Source organism: Brevundimonas sp. (assembly GCF_032055285.1).
In the GTDB taxonomy this organism is placed as follows: domain Bacteria; phylum Pseudomonadota; class Alphaproteobacteria; order Caulobacterales; family Caulobacteraceae; genus Brevundimonas.
The window spans coordinates 298,415-322,873 of the sequence record NZ_DAMBRE010000004.1; the positions used below are offsets into that span (position 1 = coordinate 298,415).

At 67.5% G+C, this 24,459-nt stretch carries 28 protein-coding genes; 11 read left to right on the plus strand and 17 right to left on the minus strand.

The window, feature by feature from the left end:
- Positions 1-9: 9 nt before the first annotated feature.
- Positions 10-402 (minus strand): MAPEG family protein, encoded by a 393-nt coding sequence (locus tag RTY13_RS11800; protein ID WP_312783634.1) that lies wholly within the window; start codon positions 400-402, stop codon positions 10-12.
- Between the two features lie 68 nt (positions 403-470).
- Positions 471-1,928 carry an IMP dehydrogenase gene (gene guaB / locus RTY13_RS11805; RefSeq protein WP_312783636.1) on the minus strand — a complete coding sequence of 486 codons (1,458 nt, stop codon included), beginning with the start codon at positions 1,926-1,928 and terminating at the stop codon, positions 471-473.
- Between the two features lie 129 nt (positions 1,929-2,057).
- On the opposite strand from guaB, the gene RTY13_RS11810 reads away from it, so the two are divergent.
- Positions 2,058-2,615, plus strand: a complete 558-nt coding sequence (locus tag RTY13_RS11810) for a DUF2061 domain-containing protein (protein WP_312783638.1) — start codon at positions 2,058-2,060, stop codon at positions 2,613-2,615.
- A gap of 24 nt (positions 2,616-2,639) precedes the next feature.
- On the opposite strand, the gene RTY13_RS11815 is transcribed toward RTY13_RS11810, so the two are convergent.
- Both RTY13_RS11815 and RTY13_RS11820 read right to left on the minus strand, forming a co-directional pair.
- Positions 2,640-3,668: a hypothetical protein gene (locus RTY13_RS11815; protein WP_312783640.1), complete on the minus strand. Its 1,029-nt coding sequence runs from the start codon at positions 3,666-3,668 to the stop codon at positions 2,640-2,642.
- Positions 3,669-3,737: 69 nt separating this feature from the next.
- Positions 3,738-4,460: an RlmE family RNA methyltransferase gene (locus RTY13_RS11820; RefSeq protein ID WP_312783642.1), complete on the minus strand. Its 723-nt coding sequence runs from the start codon at positions 4,458-4,460 to the stop codon at positions 3,738-3,740.
- 79 nt (positions 4,461-4,539) lie between these two features.
- Here RTY13_RS11820 and RTY13_RS11825 point away from each other — a divergent pair, with 79 nt between their 5' ends.
- Positions 4,540-5,004: a peptidylprolyl isomerase gene (locus RTY13_RS11825; protein WP_312783644.1), complete on the plus strand. Its 465-nt coding sequence runs from the start codon at positions 4,540-4,542 to the stop codon at positions 5,002-5,004.
- A gap of 129 nt (positions 5,005-5,133) precedes the next feature.
- Here the strand turns inward: RTY13_RS11825 and RTY13_RS11830 are convergent, their stop codons facing one another.
- A complete protein-coding gene (locus RTY13_RS11830) occupies positions 5,134-5,682 on the minus strand; it encodes a hypothetical protein (RefSeq protein WP_312783646.1) in 549 nt (182 codons plus the stop codon).
- Positions 5,682-6,644: a M28 family peptidase gene (locus RTY13_RS11835; protein ID WP_312783648.1), complete on the minus strand. Its 963-nt coding sequence runs from the start codon at positions 6,642-6,644 to the stop codon at positions 5,682-5,684. Before RTY13_RS11835 ends, RTY13_RS11830 begins: the two co-directional genes overlap by 1 nt.
- Positions 6,645-6,786: 142 nt before the next feature.
- On the opposite strand from RTY13_RS11835, the gene ligA reads away from it, so the two are divergent.
- The 3 genes from ligA to RTY13_RS11850 all read left to right on the plus strand — a co-directional run bounded on the left by ligA (position 6,787) and on the right by RTY13_RS11850 (position 10,322).
- Positions 6,787-9,105: an NAD-dependent DNA ligase LigA gene (ligA, locus tag RTY13_RS11840; RefSeq protein ID WP_312783650.1), complete on the plus strand. Its 2,319-nt coding sequence runs from the start codon at positions 6,787-6,789 to the stop codon at positions 9,103-9,105.
- Complete coding sequence (locus tag RTY13_RS11845; protein ID WP_312783651.1) at positions 9,084-9,719, plus strand: 3'-5' exonuclease; 636 nt, start codon at positions 9,084-9,086, stop codon at positions 9,717-9,719. The genes ligA and RTY13_RS11845 overlap by 22 nt, the downstream gene beginning before the upstream one ends.
- 180 nt (positions 9,720-9,899) lie before the next feature.
- Positions 9,900-10,322 carry a DUF2147 domain-containing protein gene (locus RTY13_RS11850; protein ID WP_312783652.1) on the plus strand — a complete coding sequence of 141 codons (423 nt, stop codon included), beginning with the start codon at positions 9,900-9,902 and terminating at the stop codon, positions 10,320-10,322.
- A 4-nt stretch (positions 10,323-10,326) separates the two neighbouring features.
- Here RTY13_RS11850 and RTY13_RS11855 read toward each other — a convergent pair whose 3' ends face one another.
- The 4 genes from RTY13_RS11855 to RTY13_RS11870 form a co-directional block, all read right to left on the minus strand.
- Positions 10,327-11,019, minus strand: coding sequence for an LrgB family protein (locus RTY13_RS11855; protein ID WP_312783654.1), 693 nt, complete (start codon positions 11,017-11,019; stop codon positions 10,327-10,329).
- On the minus strand, positions 11,016-11,381 hold the full coding sequence (locus RTY13_RS11860) for a CidA/LrgA family protein (RefSeq protein WP_312783656.1): 366 nt from the start codon (positions 11,379-11,381) through the stop codon (positions 11,016-11,018). Before RTY13_RS11860 ends, RTY13_RS11855 begins: the two co-directional genes overlap by 4 nt.
- A gap of 4 nt (positions 11,382-11,385) precedes the next feature.
- Entirely contained in the window at positions 11,386-13,209 is a 1,824-nt protein-coding gene (locus RTY13_RS11865) for an aminopeptidase P family protein (protein WP_312783658.1), read from the minus strand.
- A 170-nt stretch (positions 13,210-13,379) separates the two neighbouring features.
- A complete protein-coding gene (locus RTY13_RS11870; RefSeq protein WP_312783660.1) occupies positions 13,380-14,246 on the minus strand; it encodes a 50S ribosomal protein L11 methyltransferase in 867 nt (288 codons plus the stop codon).
- 82 nt (positions 14,247-14,328) lie between these two features.
- On the opposite strand from RTY13_RS11870, the gene RTY13_RS11875 reads away from it, so the two are divergent.
- A complete protein-coding gene (locus tag RTY13_RS11875) occupies positions 14,329-14,913 on the plus strand; it encodes a hypothetical protein (protein WP_312783662.1) in 585 nt (194 codons plus the stop codon).
- A gap of 85 nt (positions 14,914-14,998) precedes the next feature.
- Here RTY13_RS11875 and RTY13_RS11880 read toward each other — a convergent pair whose 3' ends face one another.
- From RTY13_RS11880 to RTY13_RS11890, 3 genes are all read right to left on the minus strand, one after another.
- Positions 14,999-15,208, minus strand: coding sequence for a DUF3126 family protein (locus tag RTY13_RS11880; RefSeq protein WP_105564438.1), 210 nt, complete (start codon positions 15,206-15,208; stop codon positions 14,999-15,001).
- Between the two features lie 93 nt (positions 15,209-15,301).
- Positions 15,302-16,123, minus strand: a complete 822-nt coding sequence (gene cysE / locus RTY13_RS11885) for a serine O-acetyltransferase (RefSeq protein ID WP_312783664.1) — start codon at positions 16,121-16,123, stop codon at positions 15,302-15,304.
- A gap of 26 nt (positions 16,124-16,149) precedes the next feature.
- Positions 16,150-16,779: an NUDIX hydrolase gene (locus RTY13_RS11890; protein ID WP_312783665.1), complete on the minus strand. Its 630-nt coding sequence runs from the start codon at positions 16,777-16,779 to the stop codon at positions 16,150-16,152.
- A gap of 45 nt (positions 16,780-16,824) precedes the next feature.
- On the opposite strand from RTY13_RS11890, the gene RTY13_RS11895 reads away from it, so the two are divergent.
- A complete protein-coding gene (locus RTY13_RS11895; RefSeq protein WP_312783666.1) occupies positions 16,825-17,421 on the plus strand; it encodes a nitroreductase in 597 nt (198 codons plus the stop codon).
- Between the two features lie 194 nt (positions 17,422-17,615).
- Here the strand turns inward: RTY13_RS11895 and RTY13_RS11900 are convergent, their stop codons facing one another.
- Entirely contained in the window at positions 17,616-18,425 is an 810-nt protein-coding gene (locus RTY13_RS11900) for a DUF817 domain-containing protein (RefSeq protein WP_312783810.1), read from the minus strand.
- Positions 18,426-19,269: 844 nt separating this feature from the next.
- Positions 19,270-19,731 (minus strand): preQ(1) synthase, encoded by a 462-nt coding sequence (queF, locus tag RTY13_RS11905; protein ID WP_207826552.1) that lies wholly within the window; start codon positions 19,729-19,731, stop codon positions 19,270-19,272.
- A gap of 429 nt (positions 19,732-20,160) precedes the next feature.
- Here queF and RTY13_RS11910 point away from each other — a divergent pair, with 429 nt between their 5' ends.
- The 4 genes from RTY13_RS11910 (at position 20,161) to RTY13_RS11925 (ending at position 22,466) form a co-directional block, all read left to right on the plus strand.
- Positions 20,161-21,087 carry a nitronate monooxygenase family protein gene (locus RTY13_RS11910; protein WP_312783667.1) on the plus strand — a complete coding sequence of 309 codons (927 nt, stop codon included), beginning with the start codon at positions 20,161-20,163 and terminating at the stop codon, positions 21,085-21,087.
- A gap of 30 nt (positions 21,088-21,117) precedes the next feature.
- On the plus strand, positions 21,118-21,813 hold the full coding sequence (locus tag RTY13_RS11915; protein ID WP_312783669.1) for a TorF family putative porin: 696 nt from the start codon (positions 21,118-21,120) through the stop codon (positions 21,811-21,813).
- 53 nt (positions 21,814-21,866) lie between these two features.
- Positions 21,867-22,082 (plus strand): hypothetical protein, encoded by a 216-nt coding sequence (locus tag RTY13_RS11920; RefSeq protein WP_292083260.1) that lies wholly within the window; start codon positions 21,867-21,869, stop codon positions 22,080-22,082.
- A gap of 171 nt (positions 22,083-22,253) precedes the next feature.
- Positions 22,254-22,466 (plus strand): cold-shock protein, encoded by a 213-nt coding sequence (locus tag RTY13_RS11925; protein WP_003164457.1) that lies wholly within the window; start codon positions 22,254-22,256, stop codon positions 22,464-22,466.
- Positions 22,467-22,545: 79 nt separating this feature from the next.
- Here the strand turns inward: RTY13_RS11925 and RTY13_RS11930 are convergent, their stop codons facing one another.
- Positions 22,546-23,709, minus strand: a complete 1,164-nt coding sequence (locus tag RTY13_RS11930; RefSeq protein ID WP_312783672.1) for a cystathionine gamma-synthase — start codon at positions 23,707-23,709, stop codon at positions 22,546-22,548.
- Entirely contained in the window at positions 23,706-24,458 is a 753-nt protein-coding gene (locus RTY13_RS11935; protein WP_312783674.1) for an alpha/beta hydrolase family protein, read from the minus strand. The genes RTY13_RS11930 and RTY13_RS11935 overlap by 4 nt, the downstream gene beginning before the upstream one ends.
- Position 24,459 lies beyond the last annotated feature (1 nt).

The window sequence follows — 24,459 nt, forward strand, 5'->3', positions numbered from 1 at the left end:
GGTCTCGGATCAGATGAAAAGGGCCACAAGGATCAGGATCAGTCCCGCGAGCGAGACCAGCCAGACCAGCGACCGGATATAGGGCACGCCGAGGGCGTAAAGCGGGATATAGGCGACGCGCGCCCAGAAATAGAGGGCGACGCCCCACAGGGTCAGGGCGCTCTCCGCGCCCGTGACGTGGGCGACCAGGACAGCGCCGATGAACGGCGGCAGGGTCTCGTACAGGTTGCTCTGGGCTCTTTCGAGGCGACCGACGACAGGGTTATGCGACTCCGGCGTCTGATCGCGGGCTCCGGCGTTCCAGCCGATGCCGAACTCCATCGTCCGCGCGCCTGCGGGCAGAAGTATCTGCACCAAGGCCAACACCAACGTTGCCGCCAGATAGGTCAGTTCAGTCGTCACGCCCGGCCCTCCGCAACCCGTCAAAACGAAACCGCTCCCGATCCGAAGACCGGGAGCGGATCAGGGGATCAGCCCTGACGATAGTTCGGCGCCTCGCGCGTGATCATCACGTCGTGGACATGGCTTTCGCGCAGGCCCGCATTGGTGATGCGCACGAAACGGGCGCGTTCCTGGAAGTCCTTGATGGTGGCGCCGCCGACATAGCCCATGGAGGCGCGCAGGCCGCCGACCATCTGGTGGATGACCGGTGCGATCGGCCCCTTGTAGGCGGTCTGGCCCTCGATGCCTTCCGGCACCAGCTTCTCGGACGAGACTTCCTTCTGGAAGTAACGGTCCGCCGAGCCCGCGCCCATGGCGCCGACCGAGCCCATGCCGCGATACGACTTGTAGCTGCGGCCCTGGTACAGGAAGACCTCGCCCGGCGATTCATCGGTCCCGGCGAACATCGAGCCCATCATGGCCACGCTGGCGCCGGCCGCGATGGCCTTGGCCATGTCGCCCGAATACTTGATGCCGCCGTCGGCGATGACCGTGGCGCCCGTGTCCTTGGCGGCGCGGGCCGAATCCATGATGGCCGTCAGCTGCGGCACGCCCACGCCCGCAACGATGCGGGTGGTGCAGATGCTGCCCGGGCCGATGCCGACCTTCACGGCGTCAGCGCCCGCGTCGATCAGGGCGCGGGTGGCGTCATAGGTGGCGACGTTGCCGGCGATGATCTGCAGACGGTTGTTCTCGCGCTTGATGCGCTCGACCACCTGGGCCACCGAGGCCGAGTGGCCGTGGGCGGTGTCAATCACCACCACGTCGCAGCCCGCCTCAGCCAGAGCCATGGCCCGCTCATAGCCGGCGTCGCCGACCGTCGAGGCGGCCCCGACCAGCAGGCGGCCCTGCTCGTCCTTGGCGGCGTTCGGGAAGGCCTGGGCCTTCTCGATGTCCTTCATGGTGATCAGGCCGACCGCGCGATAGTCCTCGTCGACGACGATGACGCGTTCGATCTTGCGGGTGCGCAGCAGGTTCCGGGCCTCTTCACGGCCGGCGCCTTCGCGCACGGTGATCAGGTCGCCGGTCGTCATCAGGGCCGAGGCCTTGATCGACGGGTCGCCTTCGAAGCGCATGTCGCGGTTGGTCAGCATGCCGACCAGCTTGCCCGTCGCCGGATCGACCACCGGGAAGCCGGTGATCTTCTTGGCGGCGACGATCTGGCGAACCTCGCCCAGGGTCGTGTCGGGCGAGACGGTCACCGGGTTGATGACCATGCCGCTTTCATAGCGTTTGACGGCGCGGACCTGCTCGGCCTGCTCCTCGATGGTCATGTTGCGGTGAAGCACGCCCAGACCGCCGGCCTGCGCCATGGCGATGGCCAGCCGGCTTTCGGTCACCGTGTCCATGGCGGACGACAGCAGCGGGATGTTCAGCTTGATGTTGCGCGTCAGCTGGGTCGAGACATCCGCCATCGCAGGCATGATCTCGGACGGGCCGGGTTCGAGCAAAACATCGTCGAAGGTGAGGCCTTCGCGTATCTCCATGGGGGAGTCTCCGTTTTGCGGGCCGCGTATAACGCCCCATGCTGGGGAACCGCAACCCCAAGCCGGAGCTATGCTTGGAATAAGAGGAATTGCCTTGCGCTTCGGCGCGCCTCAACCCAAGTATTGCGAATGGTTCGCATATTAATCAGTACAGCCCGACGCCTCGCGCTCAAGATTGCGAGCTATGGAGCCATGCACCTGATCGTCGCGATTCTGGTGGCCTTCGCTCTGACGCGCGACTGGCGCATAGCCCTCGCGGTCGGAGTGGTCGAGCCGATCGTCCAGACCCTGGCCTATTCGATCCACGACCGCGTCTGGCACCGCATCGAGCAGCGCCGGATGCTGTCGGGCTTCGAGGAAACCGCTGAGGCCGTCACCGCCCGTCTGGAGCTGATGAACGCCCACGAGCAGAACCGCGCCCACAATCACCACGGCTGTCACGGCCACAGCCACGTCCTGCCCCGCAGCCTGAAACAGGTGGCGCTGAAGACGGTGACCTATGGCGTCATGCACTTCACGGTGGCGGTGCTGGTCGCCTTCGCCCTGACCCGCGACTGGCGCGTCGCCCTGGCCATCGGCACTGTCGAGCCCCTGGTGCAGACGGTCTTCTTCACCCTGCACGACCGCATCTGGACCCGCATCGAGGCGAACAAGGCCCGCCGGGCTGCGGAGGCCGCGACCGCCTGATCATCCGAACCGCTCAGCCCCGGCTCAGGGATAGAAGTAGCCCGTATCGGTGCAGCCCGGGCGATGGTCGCCCGCCCGTGCCGACCGATCCACGCACATCGCGGTCAACAGGCCCAGGCCGGCGGCCGCCCCGCCATCGGCGAGCCATACCACTCGTCCGTCGCGCAAGCCGACCAGAGCGGCGGCGTTCATGCGCGCCAGGTTGTTGCTGGCCTCCGCCCCCATGTCGATCGACAGCACCTCATAGGTCGGATCTTCGACATCGGCATAGCGACGCACGCCAGGGTTCTCGGCCGCGAAACGGGCGCCGCCGCCCAGGACGACCTCCCCCAATCTCATTTGCGCGAACAGGGCCGAACCCCGGACCTGCGCCTCGCGGCGCTGCTCGTTCAGGGCCGGCAGACGCCAGGCGAAAGGCAGCAGGGCCAGACCTTGCAGCACGCCCGTCGTGTCCGCCCTGGGTTCCGCCGAGATGATCGGCGCGGTGCGGCAGGCCCGCTTCACCACGGCCCCGGCGGGGGCCGCAAGATCAGGACGCCGTTCCAGAAAGCCGTCGAGATCCGACAGCGGCAGACGACCGGGCGCGACGGACAGCCAGGGATCACGGCCCTCGAGCATCAGTCGTCTGGTGTAGCGTTCGGCGCTTTCGCCCTCGGCGCGCGGCGGCTGCGCGCGCATCGGCGGATTGACCACTTCGACCACCCTGCCGTCGCGCGCGACCACATAGACGGCGGCCGTGCGCGCATAGGCGCCCGCCCGGGCGTTCGGTCCATAGAGCTGAACGGGATCTCCCGCCCGTTGGGGCGGAACCAGTCGGACGTCGCAGACCTCGCCGTGCGGCGCGATCGGCGTCAACGCCTGGACCGGATAGACATCAACTCGCCCATGCGGTCCGGTCATGCTGATGGCCGGCGCCGGATCGCGCGTCGCCCCCAGCCGCCTGGCCGCATCGGGTACGCTCAAACCGTGCAGATCCGCGACAGGAACGGCCGAAGCCGCCGGCCCGCTCGCGGCGCCCGTCAAGATCAAGGCGGCGATCACATGGGCGATCATGTCCGGCTCCGTCCCGTCGCGGCGGCGCGACGCCGGCTAGAAGATCACGACGGAACGGAAAGGCAAGGCCTACCGCTTGTTCAGCGCCACCAGAAAGACCTCGGCGCTGCCCTTGCGGCTCGATTCCGGCTTCACATACTTCACCGTCTCGAACTCTTCGCGCAGTCGCGCCAGCACGCCCCCGGCGTCGCCGCCCTGGAAGTTCTTGGACACGAAGGCTCCGCCCGGCTTCAGCGTGCGGATGGCGAAGTCGGCGGCGATCTCGATCAGGGCGATGATCTTCAGGTGGTCCGTCTGACGGTGGCCCACGGTATTGTGCGCCATGTCCGACAGCACCAGGTCCGGTCGCCCGCCGATCGCGTCGATCAGTTGCTGGTCCACGCCGGGATGGGTGAAGTCGGCCTGAATCAGGGTCGCGCCGGGAATCGGCTCGATCATCAGCAGGTCCACGCCCGCCACCGCCGCCGCGCCGCGATCCAGCGCCACCTGCACCCAGCCGCCCGGCGCCGCGCCCAGGTCAATGACCCGCGAGCCCTTCTTGATCAGGCGGAAGCGGTCGTCGATCTCGATCAGCTTGAAGGCCGCGCGGCTGCGCCAGCCCTCGGCGCGCGCGCGCTCGGACCACTTGTCCGACAACTGGCGCTTGATCCAGGCCTGGCTGGACAGGGTCTTCTTGTCGGCGGTCTTGATCTTCTGGCCCATGCCGCGTCCGGCGGCGGTGCCGCCCGTGGGCGGGCGCACCATCCGGCGGCGTTCCGGCGGCTTCTCGAGGGGCTTTTCGTCGTCAGTCATGCTTCCCACATAGCCGTGACAGCGTTCAGCCGCTATGACCCGCGCACAATTCTAGTCCGCACACCCCAAGGAGAGCCTCATGGCCGACCAAACCCTGACCTTCACCCTCGACACCGGCGACGGCGAAGAGCGCAACGTCGTGATCAAGCTGCGTCCCGACCTGGCGCCGAACCACGTCAAGCAGATCACCGACCTGGCTTCGGAAGGCTTCTATGACGGCGTCGTCTTCCACCGCGTGATCCCGGGCTTCATGGCCCAGGGCGGCGACCCGACCGGCACCGGCACCTCGGGCTCCAAGAAGCCGAACCTGAAGCAGGAATTCTCGGCTGAGCCGCACGTTCGCGGCGTCTGCTCGATGGCCCGCACCGCCAACCCCGATAGCGCCAACTCGCAGTTCTTCATCTGCTTCGACGACGCCCGTTTCCTGGACCGCCAGTACACCGTCTGGGGCGAAGTGATCGAAGGCATGGAACACGTCGACGCCCTGCCCAAGGGCGAGCCGCCCCGCGCGCCGGGCAAGATCGTCAAGGCGACCGTCGCCTAAGGATCTTCTCCTCCCCACTCTGTGGGGAGGGGGACCACGAAGTGGTGGAGGGGCGACGCTTGAAACGGCCCCTCCGTCACGGCGCTAACGCGCCGCGCCACCTCCCCATTGCATGGGGAGGAGAAGGGATCAGTCCCCCGCCCACCACCGCATCGATACGTTGTTGAAGGTCCGGTTTCCGACCTTGAGCGTCCCCTTCAAGACGACGCCCTGATCTCCCAGATTGCGCCGCGCCGTCGCCAGCGCGCCCTGGTCTAGCTTTCCATCGAACGACACCGCGCCCAGGCCTCCCGACAGGGCCTGAACCCGCACCCGATCCTCGGTCACGTCATAGCCCGCCGGGATCAGCCGCAGCCGACGCCGGTTTCCGTTTTCCAGCGGCGGCCCGACCATGTCCTCGAACTCGATCATCACCGGCGCAAAGCCGCTCGGACGCTCGCCGCCCTGCCAGGCGATAAAGTCCGGGACCTGCCCCATGAAGACATGGTGCAGCCGCCAGTTGTCGACCCGCACCTCCTCGGTCGGCAGGTAGTAGCCGGACACGTCTTCGGGCAGGTCGTGGGTGAAGGCTGCGGCTTTCGACGCCGCCGTCGGCGCATCAGGCGAGGTCGCGGGCCGGTCGCAGGCCGCCAACGCTGTCAGGCCCGCCAGAGCCGCAACCATCAGCGCCCGCTTCATCACTGATCCAGCCACTGATCCAGGGCGCGGAAGCCCTCGATCGCCAGCTCGGTCGAGGACTGGAAGGTGGCCGGAACCACCTTGTCGAAGTCGTCGGTCGGGCGGTGGTAATCTGCATGATAGTTCACGCCGAAATAGAGGAAGGGCAGGCCCGCGCGGTGGAAGGCGGCATGGTCCGACGCCTCGACCCAGTTGTCGGCGCCCTTGTCCTCGGGCGTGTCCTTGCCGAAGGCCAGCGACACCGTCCCACGCGGCGCGATGCGTTCCAGCAGCGGGCGGAAATAGGGGTGCTGATAGGTGCCCGTGACCCACAGTTTGCCGTCGCTGTCGGCCCGCGCCGTCATGTCGAAGTTGAGGTTCATCGAAATCGACGACAGGGGCACCGGCGGCGCCTCGACGAAGTGCTTGGCCCCCAGCAGGCTGCGCTCCTCGCCGTCCAGGGCGACGATCAGGACGCTGTGCTCCGGCGGGCTGGCCTTCAGCCGCTTGGCCAGCTCCAGCATGGTCGCCACGCCCGAGGCGTTGTCGTCGGCGCCGTTGTAGATCTGGCCGTTGTTGACCCCGACGTGGTCGTAGTGGGCCGTCACCACGATGTATTTGTCGGCCACGCGCGTGCCGGGAATGACGCCGATGATGTTGGTCCCGCTGAAGGTCTTCACGCCCTCGCGCGTGCGGCCCTGCATCTCCCACGGCTGCAGCCGCCCCATCGGCGACGGCTGAACACCCAGGGCCTCCAACCGCGCTACGATGTATTCGCGCGCCTTGGCCCCGCCTTCCGAGCCCGTGTCGCGGCCCTGCATGTCGTCGGCCGACAGGATGCGCAGGTCGTCCATCAGCTGTGTGTAGTCGGCGACGGTCGTCGCTACGGGACCCGTCGCAGCCGCCTCGGGCGTCGTGGTCTCACAGCCGGCCAGCGTCAGGGCGGCGGCGATGGCGGTCAGGCTGGCGAGAACAGGACGCATGGAGGGCTCCGGAATATCAGTCGGCGGGACGCTAGCGGGCCAAGCTTGTCGCGTCAGATTACGTTTCTGTCATGGACGCTGCGATCCCGTCGTCGCCAGTGCTAAACAGCGCGACTGATTAAAGGCTGACCGCGCGATTCCCATGTCCGAAACTCCTGTCGAAACCCTGACCGAAGACCAGGCCCGCGAGGAGTTGGCGCACCTGTCCGCCGAACTGGCCCGCCACGACGCCCTCTACTACGCCGACGCCGCGCCCGAGATTTCCGACGCCGACTACGACGAGCTGAAGCGCCGCGCCCTGGCCATCGAGGCCGCCTTCCCCGCCCTGACCAGCCCCGTCTCGCCGTCGCAACGGGTCGGCGCGCCGGTTTCCAGCCAGTTCGCCGAGGTCCGCCACGGCGTGCCCATGCTGTCGCTGGACAACGCCTTCGACGACGGCGAGGTGCGCGACTTCGTCGCCCGCATCGCCCGCTTCCTGAAGCTGCCCGGCGACGAGCCCATCGGCTTCGTCGCCGAGCCCAAGATCGACGGCCTGTCCGCCAGCCTGCGCTACGAAAAAGGCGTTCTGGTCCAGGGCGCCACGCGCGGCGACGGCAAGACCGGCGAGGACGTGACCGCCAACCTGCGCACCCTGGCCAGCATCCCCCAGACCCTGACCGGCTCGGGCTGGCCTGACGTCATCGAGATCCGGGGCGAGGTCTATGCCCCCAACGACGCCTTCGACGCCTTCAACGCCGCCGCCGAGGCCGAGGGACGCCGCACCTACGCCAACCCGCGCAACTTCGCCGCCGGCTCCCTGCGCCAGAAAGACCCGAAGATCACGGCCCTGCGCCCCCTAACCTTCTTCGCCTACGCCTGTGGCGAGACCTCGGCCCCGTTTGCGGAAACGCAACACGGCGCGCTGGAGGCCTTCCGCGCCTGGGGCTTTCAGGTCAACGAGCGCTCGACCCGCGTCGAGGGCGCCGAGGGCCTGATCGGCGTCTATCGCGGACTGGAAACCGACCGCAGCCGCCTCGGCTACGACATCGACGGCGTGGTCTACAAGGTCGACCGGCTGGACTGGCAGCAGCGCCTCGGCTTCATCGCCCGCAGCCCCCGCTGGGCCATCGCCCACAAGTTCCCGGCGCAACAGGCGACGACCGTCCTGGAAGGCATCGACATCCAGGTCGGCCGCACCGGCTCCCTGACCCCCGTCGCCCGCCTGCACCCTGTCACCGTCGGCGGCGTCGTGGTGCGCAACGCCACCTTGCACAACGAGGACGAGATCGCCCGCAAGGACGTGCGCATCGGCGACACAGTCATCCTGCAACGCGCCGGCGACGTCATTCCCCAGATCGTCGGCGTGGTCGAAAATCTGCGCCCCGCCGACGCCGTTCCCTTCGCCTTCCCCCACGTCTGCCCCGTCTGCGGATCGGAGGCCGTGCGCGAGGGCGACGAGGTCAAACGCCGCTGCACCGGCGGCCTGATCTGCGACGCCCAGATCGTCGAACGCCTCAAGCATTTTGTCAGCCGCCGCGCCTTTGACATTGAAGGCCTTGGAGAAAAGCAGCTGATCGCTTTCCACGCGCGCGGCTGGATCAAGGAGCCGGCGGACATCTTCCGTCTGGCTCGCGACGAAGAAAAGCTGGCCCTGCTGCGGGCCGAGGACGGCTATGGCGAGACCAGCGTCCGCAACCTGATCGCCGGGATCAACGCCCGCCGCACCATCAGCCTCGACCGCCTGATCTTCGGTCTGGGCGTGCCCGACATCGGCGAGCAGACCTCGCTGGTCCTGTCGCGCGCTTTCGGCAGTTGGACCGCCTTCCGCGACGCCTGCATGGCCGCGTCCGAGGGTCTGGCCAGCGACGACTGGAAAACCCTGGCCGCCACCCACGCCATCTCGCCGCGCGTCCTGGGCCTGATGGCCGAGGCGAGCCCGCCCGAGGCCGATCCCTGGCCCGAGGCGCCGATGGATCAGAAGATCGCCCTCGCCTTCCCCGGCATGGCCGCCCCCGCCCGCCGCTCGCTGGCGGAAATCTCAGGCGGCTGGTCCGACCTGACCCGTTGGGCCAAGGTGGCCCGCAACGAGGGCCCGTCCGAGATCCTGAACCAGATCGCGGGCGTCTCCGGCGTCGGGCCGGTCGCCGCCGAGGCCCTGGCCCACTTCTTCCACGAGCCGCACAATCAGGCCGTCATGGACGCCCTTCTGGCCGAACTGGATGCGGTCGAGGACGTCGCCGCCCCGACCACCGACAGCCCCGTGGCGGGCAAGACCGTGGTCTTCACCGGCTCGCTGGAACGCTTCACCCGCGATGAGGCCAAGGCCCGCGCCGAAAGCCTGGGGGCCAAGGTCTCGGGCTCGGTGTCCAAGAAGACCGACTATGTCGTCGCCGGCCCCGGCGCCGGGTCCAAGCTGAAGGACGCCGAAAAACACGGCGTCGCCGTCCTGACCGAGGACGAGTGGCTGGAATTGATCGCCTGATGCACGCCGTCGCCATCGACTTCGAAACCGCCAACGAGCAGCGCTCCAGCCCCTGCTCGATCGGCCTCGCCTGGATCAACGACGGCGTCATCGAGTCCGTCGAGCACCACTACATCCGCCCGCCCGGCATGCGCTTCGCCAGCTTCAACATCGCCTTCCACGGCATCGGCCCCGAACAGGTCGAGGACGCCGAGGAGTTCCCAGCCGTCCTGGCCGCCATCGCCCCGCGTCTGGAAGGCCGCACCGTGCTGGCCCACAACGCCGCCTTCGACGTCAGCGTCATCCGCGGGACCTGCGACCACTATGGCCTGACCTATCCCGAGTTCGACTACCTCTGCACGGTCAAGCTGGCCCAGATCACCTGGCCGGAGTTCGCCTCGCACAAGCTGAACAATGTCTGCGCCGAGCTGGGAATCCGGTTCAAACACCACGACGCCGCCGAAGACGCCTTCGCCTGCGCCTCAGTCGCGCTGCAGGCGCTGCAGGTTCACAGGGCAGCCTGCGCCGCCACGCTCGCCGGCGCGGCCGGCGTCAGCCTCGGTCGCCTGCACGCCGCCGGTTATAGCCCCTGCTCCTCGGCCGGCTCGCGCCCGCGTCGTCCGCGCGTCGCCTGACGGGCGGCGGAAAAGCTCCAGAAATCCATCGCCTTAGTCGCCCGACGCGCTCAGATATTGACCTAAGGTCATGTAATCATTGAACGAACGTGATGAATTTGGGCCTTGTTTCAGACCCAAACCCGGAACACCCTTCATCGACAAGGATCGGCTCAACGATCCGTCCGAAGGAATACGCCGATGAAGTTCTCCGTCCTGGCCGCCGCCGCCGTCGTCGCCGCAGCCCTGGCCTCCCCCGCGCTGGCGGCTGATCCGACCGGGCTGTGGCAGACCCCAACCAACGGCGGTCAGGTCCGCATCACCCGCTGCGGTCAGGCCCTGTGCGGCGCCCTGGTGACTTCAAACCATCTCCGCGCCGAGCCCAACGCCCGCGACGAACACAACAAGGACGCCAGCCAGCGCAACCGCACTCTGCGCGGCCTGACCATGCTCAGCGGCTTCACCGGCGGCCCGACCGAATGGCGCGGCGGTTCGGTCTATAATCCGGCGGACGGCGGCATCTATCGCGGCACCATCACCATGACCAGCGACAACAGCCTGCGCCTGCGCGGCTGCATCGTCGCCCCCCTGTGCAAGACCCAGACCTGGACCCGCATCCAGTAGGCCCTCAGAAGACGGCGGCCACGATCGACAGGATGGTCGCCGTCGCCACCGCGTTCAGCGCCATGCCCAGACTGGCGAAGGCCCCCGCCGTCTGATCCACCTGAAAGGCCCGCGCCGCGCCGAATCCGTGAGCCGAAACGCCGACCGCAAAGCCGCGCGCGCGCCAGTCCCTGATCTTCAGCAGGTTCAGCAGCGGCGTGGCGGTCATGGCCCCGAATACGCCCGACATCAGCACGATCACCGCCGCCAGCGCCGGAATGCCGCCCAGCTGAGAGGCCACCGCCATGCCGACCGGCGTGGTCGTGGCGCGCGGGGCGATGGAAGCCATGATCTCGGCCGGCGCGCCGAACAGCCAGACGATGCCCACGGCGCTGACGATAGCCGTTACGGCCCCGGCCAGAAGGGCGCAGGCCAGCGGCTTGGCCAGACGCCGGATCGTCGCCCGCTGCGCCCAGATGGGCACGGCCAGCCCCACCACCGCCGGTCCCAGCAAGAAGCCCAGCACCTGCGTCGCCTCGGCATAGGTGGGATAGGGCGTCTTCGTCGTCAGCAGGACGCCGATCAGCATCGGCGTCGCCAACAGCACCGGATGGCAAAGCGGATGCCGTCCGCTGCGCCGCGACAGGACGTCCGCCGCCTCGAACACCACCAGCGTCACTGCCAGCCACAACAGGGGCGTCGCGACCAGTTCGCTCACGACGCGCCTTCCCCACTTTCGGGCTCATCCCGCCCCGCCACGGCGCGGAACACCAGGGCCGTCACCGCCAGCGTCAGCAGGGTCGAAACCCCCACCGCCACGACGATGCCGAGGCCATAGCGCGACAGGATCGCCCCCTCCTCCATCAGGCCGACGGCGGCGGGCACGAACATGATCGACAGGTGCGCCGTCAGCCAGCCCGTCACCTGGGTCAGCGTCAGCCGCTCCCGTGGCACGAAGGCCAGCCAGGCCAGCAGCAACACCATGCCGATCACCGACCCCGGCAACGGCAGACCCGTCAGCCGGTGGATCACCTCGCCCGCCAACTGGCAGGCGAGCAGCAGGGCGATGGCGCCGATCATCGCCTTACAGCGGCGCCGTCTGCGCCTTCAGCCAGTCCAGAGCCGCCTCGTCCTTCTGCACGCCCTGCGCCAGCAGAGGCCCGACCTTGGCCAGAACCTCGGCGTGATAGGCGTCGACATAGGCCCGCTCGTCGGTCGTCAGCAGCGCTGTATCGATCAGACGGCGATCCAGCGGGGCCAGGGTCAGCTGCTCGAAGCCGTGCATCGGCCGCTCGCCGCCCGGAACCTGAGCCGGGGCCGTGACGACCTGCAGCGTCTCGATGCGGATGCCCCACTCGCCTTCGCGATAATAGCCCGGCTCGTTCGACAGGATCATGCCGGTCAGCAGCGGCTGGGTGTTGACGTAGGGGGCGATGCGCTGCGGCCCCTCATGCACGCCCAGATAGGAGCCGACGCCGTGGCCGGTGCCGTGGTCGAAGTCAAAGCCCGCGTTCCACAGCGGCTGGCGCGCCACCGCATCCAGCTGATGCCCCGTCGTCCCGGCGGGGAAGCGGATCACCGCCATGGCGATGTGGCCCTTCAGGACCAGGGTGAACATGCGGCGCTGATCGGCCGTGCCCTCGCCGATGGCCATGGTGCGGGTCACGTCCGTGGTCCCGTCCAGATACTGACCGCCGCCGTCCACCAGCAGCAGGCTGCCCGCCTCCATCGGACGGATCTTGGCCCCGACCGGCTTGTAGTGCGGCAGGGCGCCGTTCGGCCCGACCCCGGCGATGGTGTCGAAGGACAGGTCCTTCAGCATCCCCGTCGCCTCGCGGAAGCCTTCCAGCGCCTCGACCACCGCCCGCTCGTCCGGCAGGTCCTTCTGCGCGACCGTATCGACCCAGTGCAGGAACCGGGTCAGGGCCGCGCCGTCGCGGATGTGGGCCTGACGGCTGCCCTCGATCTCGACGGCGTTCTTCTGCGCGCGCGGCAGGGCGCAGGGGTCCATGCCGCGAACGATGCTGGCGCCCGCAGCTTCCAGACGGTCGAAATACCAGGCCGAGGACACCGCCGGGTCGATCAGCACCTTGCAGCCCGACAGGGCGTCCAGCGCGGCGGGAAGCGCCTCTGGCGCCTCCAGCGTCACGGCGTCGCCCAGCCAGCCGGGCAGTTCGTTCGTCACCTTGGCGGGATCGAGGAAGACGCTCGCCGTGCCGTCGGCCTTCACCACGGCCTGACCCAGCGGCAGGGGCGTGCGGATCACGTCGCCGCCGCGAATGTTGAACAGCCAGGCTAGCGATGAGGGCGAGGTCAGAACGGCGACGTCCGCGCCCTTGGCGGCGATGGCCTTGCCAATGCGGGCGCGTTTCAGCGCGGCGTTCTCGCCGGAATAGACGTCGTCGTGCGGCACGACCGGCGCCTGCGGCTGGGCCGGGCGAGCGTCGCCCCAGGCCAGATCGATGGGGTTGGGCTCGACCGCCTTCAGCGTCGCCCCGGCCTTCTCGACCGCGGCGCGCAGGGTCGCCAGGGCGTCCGGACTGTGCAGGCGCGGGTCATAGCCGATGACCGAACCGGCGCTAAGCGTCTCCAGCCAGGCGGCCAGTTTGTTCAGTTCGACCCGCTCGAACAGGGCCGGATCCGTCTGCGCCTTGGCCTGAACCGTATAGCGGCCGTCGACGAAGACCGCCGCCCTGTCCATCAGCACCACGCCCGCCCCCGCTGAGCCGGTGAAGCCGCTGACCCAGGCCAGACGCTCGCTGGCGTCGGGCAGGTATTCGTTCTGATGCTCGTCCTCGTGCGGGACCAGCAGGCCGTCCAGGCCCTGCTTCGCCATCTCGGCGCGGAGCAGAGGCAGGTGCTTGGCCCCGAAGGACGGATCGGTGGTTTCGTCGAATGTCTGGCGCATGGCGTTTCCATACATCTCCCTCCCCTTCATGGGGAGGGTGGTCGCGCAGCGACCGGGTGGGGAGGGCCAGGCGATGCCGGACGTGACGCTTGATCAGCCGAAGCGCCCCCACCCGACCTCGCCTATCGGCTCGGTCACCCTCCCCACAACGGGGAGGGAGAAGGTCGCGCCTATTTCTTGCGCAGTTGCAGCGCGCTCCACGCATCGTGGTGGATGGTCTGCTCGACCACGAAGCCCAGCGGCAGATAGGCTTCCAGAATACGCTCCTCCTGCGTCCGCAGCAGGCCCGACAGGATGGCGACGCCGCCAGACTTCAGCGCAGCGGCGATCTCCGGAGCCAAAAACACCAGCGGTGCGGCCAGGATGTTGGCGAAGACCAGGTCATAGGGGGCGTGCTGGGCGATGCGCGCATCGCTCAGGCCGTCGGCGAAATAGAACTCGCACTTGGCGTCGTTGATCTGGGCGTTCTCGTTGGCGATGCGGGCCGAGGGCTCGTCGATGTCGGTGCCGACGGCGATGGGCGAGCCCGTCTTGGCCGCAGCGATGGCCAGCACGCCCGTGCCGCAGCCCACGTCCAGCACCTTCTCGAAGCTCTCGGTCGCCAGCAGATTGTCGAAGGCTTCCAGGCAGCCGACCGTCGTGCCGTGGTGACCGGTGCCGAAGGCGGCGCCCGCGTCGATCTTCAGATTGACCCGGCCCTCAGGAATCTTGCCCTGATCGTGGGCGCCATAGACGAAGAAGCGCCCGGCCTCGACCGGCGGCAGGCCCGACAGGCTCATGGCCAGCCAATCGGCGTCGGCCAGCTTCTCGACGATCACCTCCAACCCCGGCGTCGCGCGCAAGATCTCGGCGATGCCCTCGGCCTCCTCGTCGGTCGTCGGGAAAGCGTCGATGCGCCAGACGCCCTTGTCCTCGTCCTCTTCCAGGATCGAGTAGGTCGCGTTTTCCAGCAGGGGGTTGGCGTCGATGGCGGCGGCGGCGGCTTCGGCCGGGGCGCGATCGCCGCGTGCGATCACCTGAACTGCGGACTCGGACATTTCTCAAACACCGTTATTATGACGAATCGCAACGCGTGCGGGCGTACGGAATGCCCGTGTCCATCTAGGGGTCGGGGTATCCATGGCTAAAGCACCGTCTGAGTCGAAATCTTCTACGCCGAAAGCGGCGCCTGCCGCTTCCAAGCCGAAACCGGCGGCAAAGTCGAGCGCTGCGGCGCCCAAGGCCGCTGCAAAACCGAAGGCCGCGCCGAAAACCGCCGCGCCCAAGGCCGCCGCCAAGCCCGCCGTGAAGGCCGCTGCGCCCAAGCCTGCTCCGAAGGCCGCCGCCAAACCGGCTGCAAAGGCTGCGCCGAAGGCGGCCGCGAAGCCCGCCGCGGCCAAGGCTCCCGCGGCAAAGGCTCCGGTCGCGAAGGCCGCTGCGCCCAAGGCCGCCGCCCCCAAGAAGGCAGCAGCGCCCAAGGCCGCTGCTGCTGCGAAACCCGCCGCCAAGCCGGTGGAGGCGACCAAGCCCGTCGCCGCGGCCGTGACCGCCGCTCCCGCTCCGACGCCCGCGCCGACCCCGGTCGCCGCCGCGCCCGCCCCGGCTCCCAAGCCGGTCGAAGCGCCCACCCCCGCTCCGGCGGCTGCGGCCCCGCAACCGGCGCCCGCCGCTGCGCCCCAGCCTGAAAAGAAAAAGGGCTTCTTCGCCCGCCTCTTCGGCTGGTGATCGCCTGAGACGACAAAAGGCCGGAGGGTTCGCCCCTCCGGCCTTTTTCGTGCGTGCTTTCCAGAGAAATCCCTGAAGGCGCGGCTTAGTCCTGCGGCAGGTCTTCGGCCAGGATCGCCATCTCGAACATGAACGAGCCGGCCTCGTCCTCGTCCTCGAACACCACGCCGATGAACTCGTCATCGACATAGACTTCGGCGGAGTCGGCGACCTTGCGGGCCTTCACCTTGATGCCGCCGTGGTTGAAGGTGCGCTTCAGGTGCGTCTCGACGCGCTTCAGATCAGATTCTTTCACGGGGGTAGCCTCGTTGGTGTCGTTGACGGCGGAACCTAAAGAAGCCGCCTCCTCATGGGAAGCCCGCGTATCGGGCGTCCACAGGCAGCCACCTCAGATCACGAAATCATAGGCGATGTCGGCCAGGGTGTGGTCCATGGTCCGCGCGGGCGTGGCGTCGGTCGGGCAGTTGACCACGCGCGCCGGCACCCCGGCCACGGTGCAGCCCGTCGGAACCGGCTTCAGCACCACTGACCCCGAGGCCACCTTGGCGTAGTCGCCGATCACGATATTGCCCAGCACCTTGGCCCCCGCGCCCAACAGGACGCCGCGCCCGATCTTGGGGTGACGGTCGCCGCGCTCGGCCCCGGTCCCGCCCAGGGTCACGGCGTGCAGCATCGACACCTCGTCGCCGACCACCGCCGTCTCGCCGATGACGATGCCGGTGCCGTGGTCGACAAAGACGCCCGAACCGATCTTCGCCGCCGGGTGGATGTCCAGCTGGAACAGCTCCGAAATCCGGCTCTGGAAGTGAAACGCCAGCGTGTCGCGCCCCTGCCCCCACAGCCAGTGCGCCACGCGCCAGGCCTGCAGCGCCTGGAACCCCTTGAAATACATGAAGGGTTGCAACAGCGATCGGATCGCCGGGTCGCGGTCCTGCACCGCCTTCAGGTCGGCTTCCGCCGCCGCCAGAATGCCGGGATCGGCGGCGAAGGCCGACAGGGCCACCTCGCGCAGCGACATGGCCCCCAGCTCTGCGTCGCCCAGCTTGCGCGCGATCTGGAAGCTCAGCGCCCCCGCCAGATCGTCATGCGCCAGCACCACGGCGTTCAGTTGCGAGGCCAGACGGGGCTCCTCGCGCGCGGCGTCCTCGGCCGCGGCGCGCAGTTGCGTCCACAGGTCCGGCTGTTGCGGCACGATTTCCAGCTTGGCCATCGGCCCTCCGTTCTCAGGCGGCGATCCTACGCCCCCAGCATGGCTCGCGCCAGCGCGGCGGGCAGTTCGCCTTCCCGCGCCATATGGTAGGCCTTGTAAGCCGTCGCCACCGTCAGGCTGTCGCGCACCGCCCCCCGCTCGATCTCGGCCAGCAGATCGCGGAAAGGCGCCCGCGCCGACACGATCACCTCGGTCGGGTCCGGGTCGACCGGAACCGCGCTCAGCCCCCAGGCCACCCAGGTCATGGCCCGCTCGTCGGTGATCGAGTTGGACAGGTCCATGTCCAGCGCCGGCCGCCCGTGCTCCGCCGCCAGCCCCGCCTCCTCGGCCAGTTCGCGGCGCACGGCGTCGAACGGGTCCTCGTCCATCGGCGCCCCGCCCTCGGGCATCTCCCAGGAGTAGCGCATCAGGGTGAAGCGGTGCTGCCCCACCATCGTCACCGTCCCGTCCTCGTGCAGCGGCAAGACGCCCGTCCCGACGTTCTTGGGTCGCATGACCACATAGTCGGCGGGCGCCCCCGTCGGGGCCGTGGCCGGGTGGCGCGTCACCGTCATCCACGGCGTGTCGATCAGGACGCTGTCGCCGTGACTCTGCCATTTCGGCGTCTCTGGCAGGCCTTCGGCCCAGCGGGGCTTGATGTCGGCGATATTGTGCATCCTTCCGCTATGGCGCCGGGCGTCTCGAAATCCTAGCTAGACGGCATGACCGATCTCAACGCCGCCCTGCCCCTGCCCGTCCGTTCGGACGAAGCCCTGGCCCGTCTGGCCGTGCGCCGCTCGGCCTCGGCCCAGCTGCTGGCCGCCCCCGGCCCGTCCGAGGCCGAGATCGAGCAGATCCTCCACCTCGGCGCCCGCACCCCGGACCACGGCAAGCTCTTCCCCTGGCGCTTCGTGGTTCTCGGCCCTCAGAGCCGCGCCGACCTGTCCGAGGCCCTCGCCGCCCTGGCCGAAACGCAAGGCCGCGTCGACAAGGACCTGGCCGTTCTCGCCAAGCTGGCCAATCCGCCCCTGACCGTCATGGTCGTCTCCACCCCGATACAGGGCCACAAGGTCCCGGTCTGGGAGCAGCAGCTGTCCGCCGGCGCCGTCTGCATGAACCTGGAACACGCCGCCGACGCCCTGGGCTATTCGGCCAGCTGGATCACCGACTGGTATTCCTACGACCCCGCCGCCGTCGCCCTGTTCGGCGTCAGGGACGGCGAGACCATCGCCGGCTTCATCCACGTTGGAACCCTGACCGAGCCCCCGCTGGAACGCCCCCGCCCCGTCATGGCGCACAAGGTCGAGCGGCGGCCGTAACCTTCTCAATCCTCCCCTGCTTGCGGGGGAGGGGGACCATGCGCAGCATGGTGGAGGGGGCGAGTTCAAGCGCCGTAGCTCGGGATCAAGCCTCAGACGGCGCGAAACGATCGTGAGGTCGAGCGCGTATCCGCCGCCTCCACCACCTTCGGCGGTCCCCCCCCCCGTTGCACGGGGGAGGATCAAGAACGACCCTACCTCGGCTCCGCCTCCGGCCGGTGCACCAGCGACACCAGCACCACCGAAATGATCGTCAGCAGGAACCACGCCCCCAGCTTGTTCAGGCTGACCATCTCCCAGCCGTCCGCCTGCCCCGGATAGACCCAGGCCCGCGCGAAGGTCCCCAGGTTCTCCGCGAACCAGATGAACAGCGCCACCAGGAAATAGCCCAGCAGCAGCGGCATCGACCGCCGCCGTCGATCCGCGGTGAAATAGAACCAGCCCCGCCCGAACAGCAGCACCGTCGCCGCGAACAGCGCTATCCGCACGTCCGGCAGCCAGTGATGCGCGAAGAAGTTGACGTATATGGCCGCCGCCAGAACCCAGGTCGTCCACAGCGGCGGATACCCCCGCACCCGGATATGGAAGATGCGCTGCACCCGCGCGATATAGCTGCCCACCGCCGCATACATGAAGCCCGAGAACAGCGGCACCGCCCCGATCCGCAGCAGCGACTCCTCAGGGTAAATCCACGACCCGTGATAGGTCTTGAACAGCTCCATGATCGTCCCGGCGACATGGAACAGGAAGATGACCCGCGCCTCCTCCCAGCTCTCCAGCTTGAAGGCCAGCATCAGCCCCTGAATGGCCAGCGCCCCGACCACCAGAAAGTCGTAACGCGACACCGGCGCCGCATCAGGCCACAGCAGATGCGTCCCGACCAGAAGCACCAGCATGGCCCCGCCGAACAGACAGGCCCACCCCTGCTTCAGCCCGAACCACAGGAACTCATAGGCATACCCCCGCCACCGCCCCCGATCCGCCCACGCCTCCGCGCGGGTCATCAAGCGACGGCCCCAGACTTCGAGCGGGAGGCGGGGGGATGAGGTAGTTACCTTTTCCGCAGCTTTGCCTCGACCGGGATCTTCCAGTCGAAGGGCAGGAACACAGACGCTTTCAATCAATCGTACTCGCTCAGCTACCGCCTGATCCATCTCGTTTTCTTCAACGGAGGGATAGCCAGACCAAATGGTACTCTCGATTTTTCGCCTTAGCTTTTCGTCACCCCCACCGCCATCGCGCTGGTTTGCGCCCACGTAGACGCCCACGACGTGAAACTGATGATGCAGATACTCTAACGCTTGTTCGACATCTTCGTCGAAAAGCGCTCGCGCCATTGGCAAGCAGTCCCTCAAAGCACTTAGGTCGCCTTCAGCGGCCTTTATTCGAGTGTAGTAGGCTTGGGCTGTTGCTAACTTCTTTTGCGCTTCAACACCGCCGCCTTCTTTCCAATCGCCACGTCGCTTTAGTAATTCTTCGGCATCGATCAACTCCGAAGCCCACATCGCGGGATTTCGAACCGCCTCCAGCCGTCGACGAACATTATAAGTCGCGACAAGAATCGTCTCCGCCTGATGAACTCTACGCTCTGCCAATTTTTGGCGGAGCCAAGTATCAAATGTTCTAGATGCAATCCAAGCTGCAACCAATACAGTCAAAGCTCCAAGGACAGCACCAAGCCCTTGCAGCATCGATCCCGTGACCGCCCAGTCTACCGATCTTAAATATGCCATCCCATCCCCCAGAGGCACTTTAAGCTGCTGCCTAACCTGAAGCCAAGCACGCTAATCGCTACTCAGAAACCGTTGAGAGAACGTCTCACGACGAACCGCAGCGACATTGCTGCCCTCACCCCCGACCGCGATAGGTCGCGACGCCCTGATCCGGCAGCCAGACCCCCTCGATCGGCGCGCCGGTTTGCCAGAAGACGTCGATGGGGATGCCGCCGCGCGGGTACCAGTAGCCGCCGATGCGCAGCCATTTCGGTTGCAGCAGATCGGCCAGGCGCTTGCCGATGGCCACGGTGCAGTCCTCGTGGAAGGCGCCGTGGTTGCGGAAGCTGGTCAGGTAGAGCTTCAGGCTCTTGCTCTCAACCAGCCAGTCGCCCGGCACATAGTCGATGACGATGTGGGCGAAGTCGGGCTGGCCCGTCACCGGGCACAGGCTGGTGAACTCGGGCGCGGTGAAGCGCGCGACATAGAGGGTGTCGGCGTGCGGATTGGGCACGCGTTCCAGCACCGCCTCTTCGGGATTGGTCGGGGCGGCGGTCTGGGCGCCGAGCTGGGACAGGCTGTCGGTATAGTGCGTCATGCCCGCCATTTAGGCGCTCGCACCCGCAAAGAAAATCCTGGCCCCGCGCGGGCGTTTCGACAATCGACCTGGCGCCCCTCCCCGCCGTGGTAGGATGCCGGTCGCGGACGGATGGGCCTGAGGGGGATTTCAGACGATTCAGACGAATTGGACTCTGTTTTTTACAGGCTGCTTTCCGCGCCACCGCCCCAAAATCCGCTCATCCCCGCGGAGGCGGGGACCCAGTGCTTTGGCTGCAAGCGCCGCGCGGAAATCGAAGGGCGCGCTTCCGAACGCCGCGCGTGAGGCTCTTACTGGGTCCCCGCCTCCGCGGGGATGAGCGGGAGCGATGGTCGCGAGCATGGGGAGGAAAGCGTGATTGCCTTCCCCCGCGGCGCCCGGTTAGCGTCCCTTAAAACAACCCGCAGAAACCATTCCAGGAAACGACCCGTGGCCATTCCCGCTTCCCTGCAGTCCGGCCTGAAGCTGCCGGTCATCGCCTCGCCCATGTTCCTGGTGTCCGGCCCGGACCTGGTGGTCGAGGCCTGCAATGCGGGCGTGATCGGCACCTTCCCCTCGCTGAACCAGCGCACGACCGAGGGCTATCGGGACTGGGTTCAGGAGATCAAGTCGCGCCTGACGCCCGACGCCGCCGCCTTCGGCGTCAACCACATCGTTCATCCGACCAATCCGCGCCTGATAGCCGACATGATGGTCTCGGTCGAGGAAAAGGTGCCGCTGATCATCACCTCGCTGGGCGCCGTGCGCGACGTGGTGGACGCGGTGCATGGCTACGGCGGCGTGGTCTTCCACGACATCGCCAATGTCCGCCATGCCCGCAAAGCCGCCGAGGCCGGGGTCGACGGCCTGATCCTGGTCGCCAACGGCGCGGGCGGGCACGCGGGCGTGGTGAACCCCTTCGCCCTGATTAACGAGGTGCGCAGCTTCTATGACGGGACCATCATCCTGGCGGGCTGCCTGTCCACCGGTCAGGACGTGGCCGCGGCCCTGATGATGGGCGCCGACTTCGCCTATATGGGCACCCGCTTCATCGCCACGGCCGAGAGCGCGGCCCAGCCCCACTACAAGGACCTGATCGTCGCCTCCGGCTCGGCCGACATCACCTATACGCCCGCTGTCTCGGGCATCCCGGCCAACTTCCTGACCCCCTCGCTGGTCGAGAACAAGATCGACCCGAAGTCCCTGCCCGAGCACAAGCTGGACATGGGCGAGGAGGCCAAGGCGTGGAAGACCATCTGGTCGGCGGGGCAAGGCTCCGGCGCGATCCACGACAGCCCCACAACGGCTCAGCTTGTGGCGCGGTTGGCGGACGAGTTTTCACGGGCCTGTGATAAATTCGACAAGAAGCGCCTCTAGGAGCGGCCCTGTCGCTTCACGAGGCTTTTCATGCTCCGCACCCTGACGAACGCCGCTCTTCTCGCCGCCGCCCCCCTGGTCCTGCTGGCCTCCGGCGCCCACGCCCAGGATGCGGGCAAATGGTCCTTCTCGGCCGGCGCCGCGACCGACAACCGTTCCAAGGCGGCGTCCAAGTCCGACGGCGATCCCTTCGTCTACGGCGTCGCCGAATGGGAGAGCGCCAGCGGCCTCTTCTATGGTTCGGGCGGTCTGGAGACCATCGACGGCGGCGGCTCCAAGCTGGAGTCCGAGCTGGTGGCGGGCGTCCGCCCCGAGTTCGCCGGATTCGACTTCGACCTGAACGTCGCCCACAAGTATCGCTTCGACGCCAACCCCGGCTATGACGACGACGCCTGGGAGTTCACCGCCGACATGAAGCGCTCGATCGGCCCGGCCAGCGCCCGTCTGCGGCTGCAGCACTCGGCCGACGGCACCGGCTCGACCGAGGCCTGGACCTGGGTCGCCCTGCGTGGCGGCTGGGATTTCACCAACAAGCTGAACGTCTCGGCCGAGGTCGGCCGTCGCGAGCAGGACAACAGCATCGATTACACCGGCTGGAACATCGGCGGCGCCTACGCCCTGACGCCCAAGGTCGAGCTTGACCTGCGCTGGCACGACACCGACGCCGACGTTCCGGGCGAGCAGTACAAGGGCGCCCTGGTGGCCGGGATCAACTTCTCGTTCTGATTTCCTGACCGCTGAAAGGTGGCCATTCGGCGGAAAGTCCCTAGGTTAAGGCCATGACTTTCCGCCCCACGACCCTCGAACGGGCCTATCAACTGGCTGAAAGCGGCGCCTGTCGCACGGTCAGCGACGTCAAACAGGCCCTCCAGAGCGAGGGTTACGACCGCATTCAGGACAGCCTGTACGGCGGCACCATCACCGCCGCCCTGCGAAAGCGCTGTCAGGAGAACTACATCGGCGGCGCGGCCGCTGAACAGGAAGAAGACGCCTGAAATCAGGGGTCTTGCTTTGGACGCGATTGCCGTTCATTTTAGTAATGTCGATCTCTCTGCGTAACGCTGCTGCCCCTTTGCTCTGCGCACCGAGGACTAGGCCGATCCATTCAGACCCGACAGGCCAAGGGGGCTCTTCCCTGAGGTCAACGACTAGCGGAGGTCCTGAAAATGGCTACCGGCACTGTGAAATGGTTCAACTCCACCAAGGGCTACGGCTTCATCCAACCGGATGACGGCGGCAAGGACGTCTTCGTCCACATCTCGGCCGTCGAGCAAGCCGGCCTGCGTGGCCTCGACGAGAACCAAAAGGTCTCGTATGAAATCGAGCGCGACCGTCGCTCGGGCAAGGAATCGGCCGGTCAACTGAAGACCGAAGGCTGATTTCGGCCTCGTCAGGGCTCTAGCCTGGACGAAGAAATCGAAGGGGCGCTCCGGCTGGCCGGAGCGCCCCTTTTTCGTATCAGGACAGCGCCTGATCCAGATCGGCGATCAGGTCGTCGATGTCCTCGCCCCCGACCGACAGACGGATCAGGTTGTCGGTGACTCCGCCGGCCTCGCGGACCTCCTTGGGCACGGATGCGTGGGTCATGATGGCCGGGTGGTTCACCAGGCTTTCGACCCCGCCCAGGGACTCCGCCAGGGTGAAGACCTGCACCCGCTCCAGCACCCGCCTGGTGCGCTCCAGATCGCCGTCGATCAGCACCGTGACCATGCCGCCGAAGCGGCCGTTCATCTGGCGCGCGGCCAGCTCGTGCTGCGGGTGACTGATCAGACCCGGATAGATGACCTTGGCGACGCCTTTCCGGTCTTCCAGCCAGCGGGCCACGGCCATGGCGTTCTCGTTGTGCGCCTTCATGCGCAGTCCCAGGGTCTTCAAGCCCCGGTTGGCCAGGAAGGCGTCGAACGGCCCCATGACGCCGCCGATGGAGTTCTGCAGGAACTTGATCTGGGCCGCCATCTCGGCGTCCTTGGCGACCAGAACCCCGCCGACGATGTCGGAGTGGCCGTTCAGGTACTTGGTCGCCGAGTGCATGACCACGTCGGCGCCCAGGGCCAGCGGCTGCTGGCTCCACGGCGTGGCGAAGGTGTTGTCCACGACCAGGATCAGCTTGTGAGCCTTGGCGATCTTCGACAGGGCCTCGATGTCGGCCAGCTTCATCAGCGGGTTGGTGGGGGTCTCGACCCACAGCATCCGCGTCTTGTCGTTGATGGCCGCCTCGACCGCCGCCAGGTCCGTCAGGTCGATATAGCTGAAATCCAGCCCCATAGAGCGACGCCGCACCCGCTCGAAAAGCCGCCACGAACCGCCATACAGGTCGTCGCCGGTGACGATGTGCGACCCGGCGTCCAGCAACTCCAGCGCCGTCGAGGTCGCCGCCATGCCCGAGCCGAAGCCGAAGGCCTGAACCCCGCCTTCCAGATCGGCGATGCAGGCCTCGAAGGCCTCGCGCGTCGGGTTCTTGCCGCGCGCATACTCATAGCCCTTGTTCACGCCCGGGCTTTCCTGGGCATAGGTCGAGGTGGCGTAGATCGGCGTCATCACCGCGCCCGTGGTCGGGTCGGGCTTCTGGCCGGCGTGGATGGCGCGGGTCGAGAAACCCTGGCTGTTTTTCAGCGAACTCATGGTCGTATCCTGTCTCGCCGACGGCCGATGTTGCCGTCGAAAAATTCGGCGGACCGAGTGAAGACCTCGGCCCATTGCTGGGTATTCAAGATGTGGTCGGCGTCGCGCAGCACCTGAACCCGCACCGGCACGTCGTGATCGCGCATGAAATCGACCCAGGCCGCCGTATTGACCGGCTTTACATGGGTGTCGTTCTCAGCCCGGATGACCAGAACCGGGATATGGCGCCTGGGATTGCGCGGCGTATAGACATCAACGCCCCCAGCCAGTCCTATCGCCGCGCCTGCATGGCCGGCGCCCAAGGCCCCGTCCACGGCGACGTAGGAGCCCAGAGAATAGCCGAACAGGCCAATCCGCTCAGGCTCCACTTCCGCTCGTGCAGCCAGCCAGTCGGCTCCATCCAGCCCGACCCGCCGCCAGGCCGCCATGACTGACGGCGGACGGCGACCGTCGTCGGGCGCTGCATCCACGTACAGGGGCGTCAGCACGGCGTACCCGTCCCCGGCGAAGCTCAGCGCCAGTTCATGCCAGGGCCCGGCGCTTCGTATCCGGGCGCCGGATCCGTGCATCATGACGACGCCGCCCCCCCGCACATCCCCCTGCGCGGGGTAGTAGATGGCGCGGATCGCCTTGCCCCTGCTGTCGAAGGTCACGCCCTCGAACAACGTCGCCTGAGCGACGGCGTCCCCCGCCAACGCCGCCAGCGCGACGCCGCCCAGTCCGCCCACCGCTGCGCGACGGGTCGGCATG

Bases quoted from the DNA above. Each gene is read 5' to 3' on its own strand.
- RTY13_RS11850 (WP_312783652.1), top strand. From the start codon at position 9,900: ATGAAGTTCTCCGTCCTGGCCGCCGCCGCCGTCGTCGCCGCAGCCCTG.
- RTY13_RS11900 (WP_312783810.1), bottom strand. From the start codon at position 18,425: ATGACCCGCGCGGAGGCGTGGGCGGATCGGGGGCGGTGGCGGGGGTAT.
- RTY13_RS11825 (WP_312783644.1), top strand. From the start codon at position 4,540: ATGGCCGACCAAACCCTGACCTTCACCCTCGACACCGGCGACGGCGAA.
- RTY13_RS11870 (WP_312783660.1), bottom strand. From the start codon at position 14,246: ATGTCCGAGTCCGCAGTTCAGGTGATCGCACGCGGCGATCGCGCCCCG.
- RTY13_RS11935 (WP_312783674.1), bottom strand. From the start codon at position 24,458: ATGCCGACCCGTCGCGCAGCGGTGGGCGGACTGGGCGGCGTCGCGCTG.
- cysE (WP_312783664.1), bottom strand. From the start codon at position 16,123: ATGGCCAAGCTGGAAATCGTGCCGCAACAGCCGGACCTGTGGACGCAA.
- RTY13_RS11860 (WP_312783656.1), bottom strand. From the start codon at position 11,381: ATGATCGGCGCCATCGCCCTGCTGCTCGCCTGCCAGTTGGCGGGCGAG.
- RTY13_RS11830 (WP_312783646.1), bottom strand. From the start codon at position 5,682: ATGAAGCGGGCGCTGATGGTTGCGGCTCTGGCGGGCCTGACAGCGTTG.
- RTY13_RS11895 (WP_312783666.1), top strand. From the start codon at position 16,825: ATGACCGATCTCAACGCCGCCCTGCCCCTGCCCGTCCGTTCGGACGAA.
- RTY13_RS11865 (WP_312783658.1), bottom strand. From the start codon at position 13,209: ATGCGCCAGACATTCGACGAAACCACCGATCCGTCCTTCGGGGCCAAG.
- RTY13_RS11915 (WP_312783669.1), top strand. From the start codon at position 21,118: ATGCTCCGCACCCTGACGAACGCCGCTCTTCTCGCCGCCGCCCCCCTG.
- RTY13_RS11875 (WP_312783662.1), top strand. From the start codon at position 14,329: ATGGCTAAAGCACCGTCTGAGTCGAAATCTTCTACGCCGAAAGCGGCG.
- RTY13_RS11815 (WP_312783640.1), bottom strand. From the start codon at position 3,668: ATGATCGCCCATGTGATCGCCGCCTTGATCTTGACGGGCGCCGCGAGC.
- RTY13_RS11810 (WP_312783638.1), top strand. From the start codon at position 2,058: ATGGTTCGCATATTAATCAGTACAGCCCGACGCCTCGCGCTCAAGATT.
- RTY13_RS11820 (WP_312783642.1), bottom strand. From the start codon at position 4,460: ATGACTGACGACGAAAAGCCCCTCGAGAAGCCGCCGGAACGCCGCCGG.
- RTY13_RS11835 (WP_312783648.1), bottom strand. From the start codon at position 6,644: ATGCGTCCTGTTCTCGCCAGCCTGACCGCCATCGCCGCCGCCCTGACG.
- queF (WP_207826552.1), bottom strand. From the start codon at position 19,731: ATGACGCACTATACCGACAGCCTGTCCCAGCTCGGCGCCCAGACCGCC.
- RTY13_RS11920 (WP_292083260.1), top strand. From the start codon at position 21,867: ATGACTTTCCGCCCCACGACCCTCGAACGGGCCTATCAACTGGCTGAA.
- ligA (WP_312783650.1), top strand. From the start codon at position 6,787: ATGTCCGAAACTCCTGTCGAAACCCTGACCGAAGACCAGGCCCGCGAG.
- RTY13_RS11890 (WP_312783665.1), bottom strand. From the start codon at position 16,779: ATGCACAATATCGCCGACATCAAGCCCCGCTGGGCCGAAGGCCTGCCA.
- guaB (WP_312783636.1), bottom strand. From the start codon at position 1,928: ATGGAGATACGCGAAGGCCTCACCTTCGACGATGTTTTGCTCGAACCC.
- RTY13_RS11930 (WP_312783672.1), bottom strand. From the start codon at position 23,709: ATGAGTTCGCTGAAAAACAGCCAGGGTTTCTCGACCCGCGCCATCCAC.
- RTY13_RS11925 (WP_003164457.1), top strand. From the start codon at position 22,254: ATGGCTACCGGCACTGTGAAATGGTTCAACTCCACCAAGGGCTACGGC.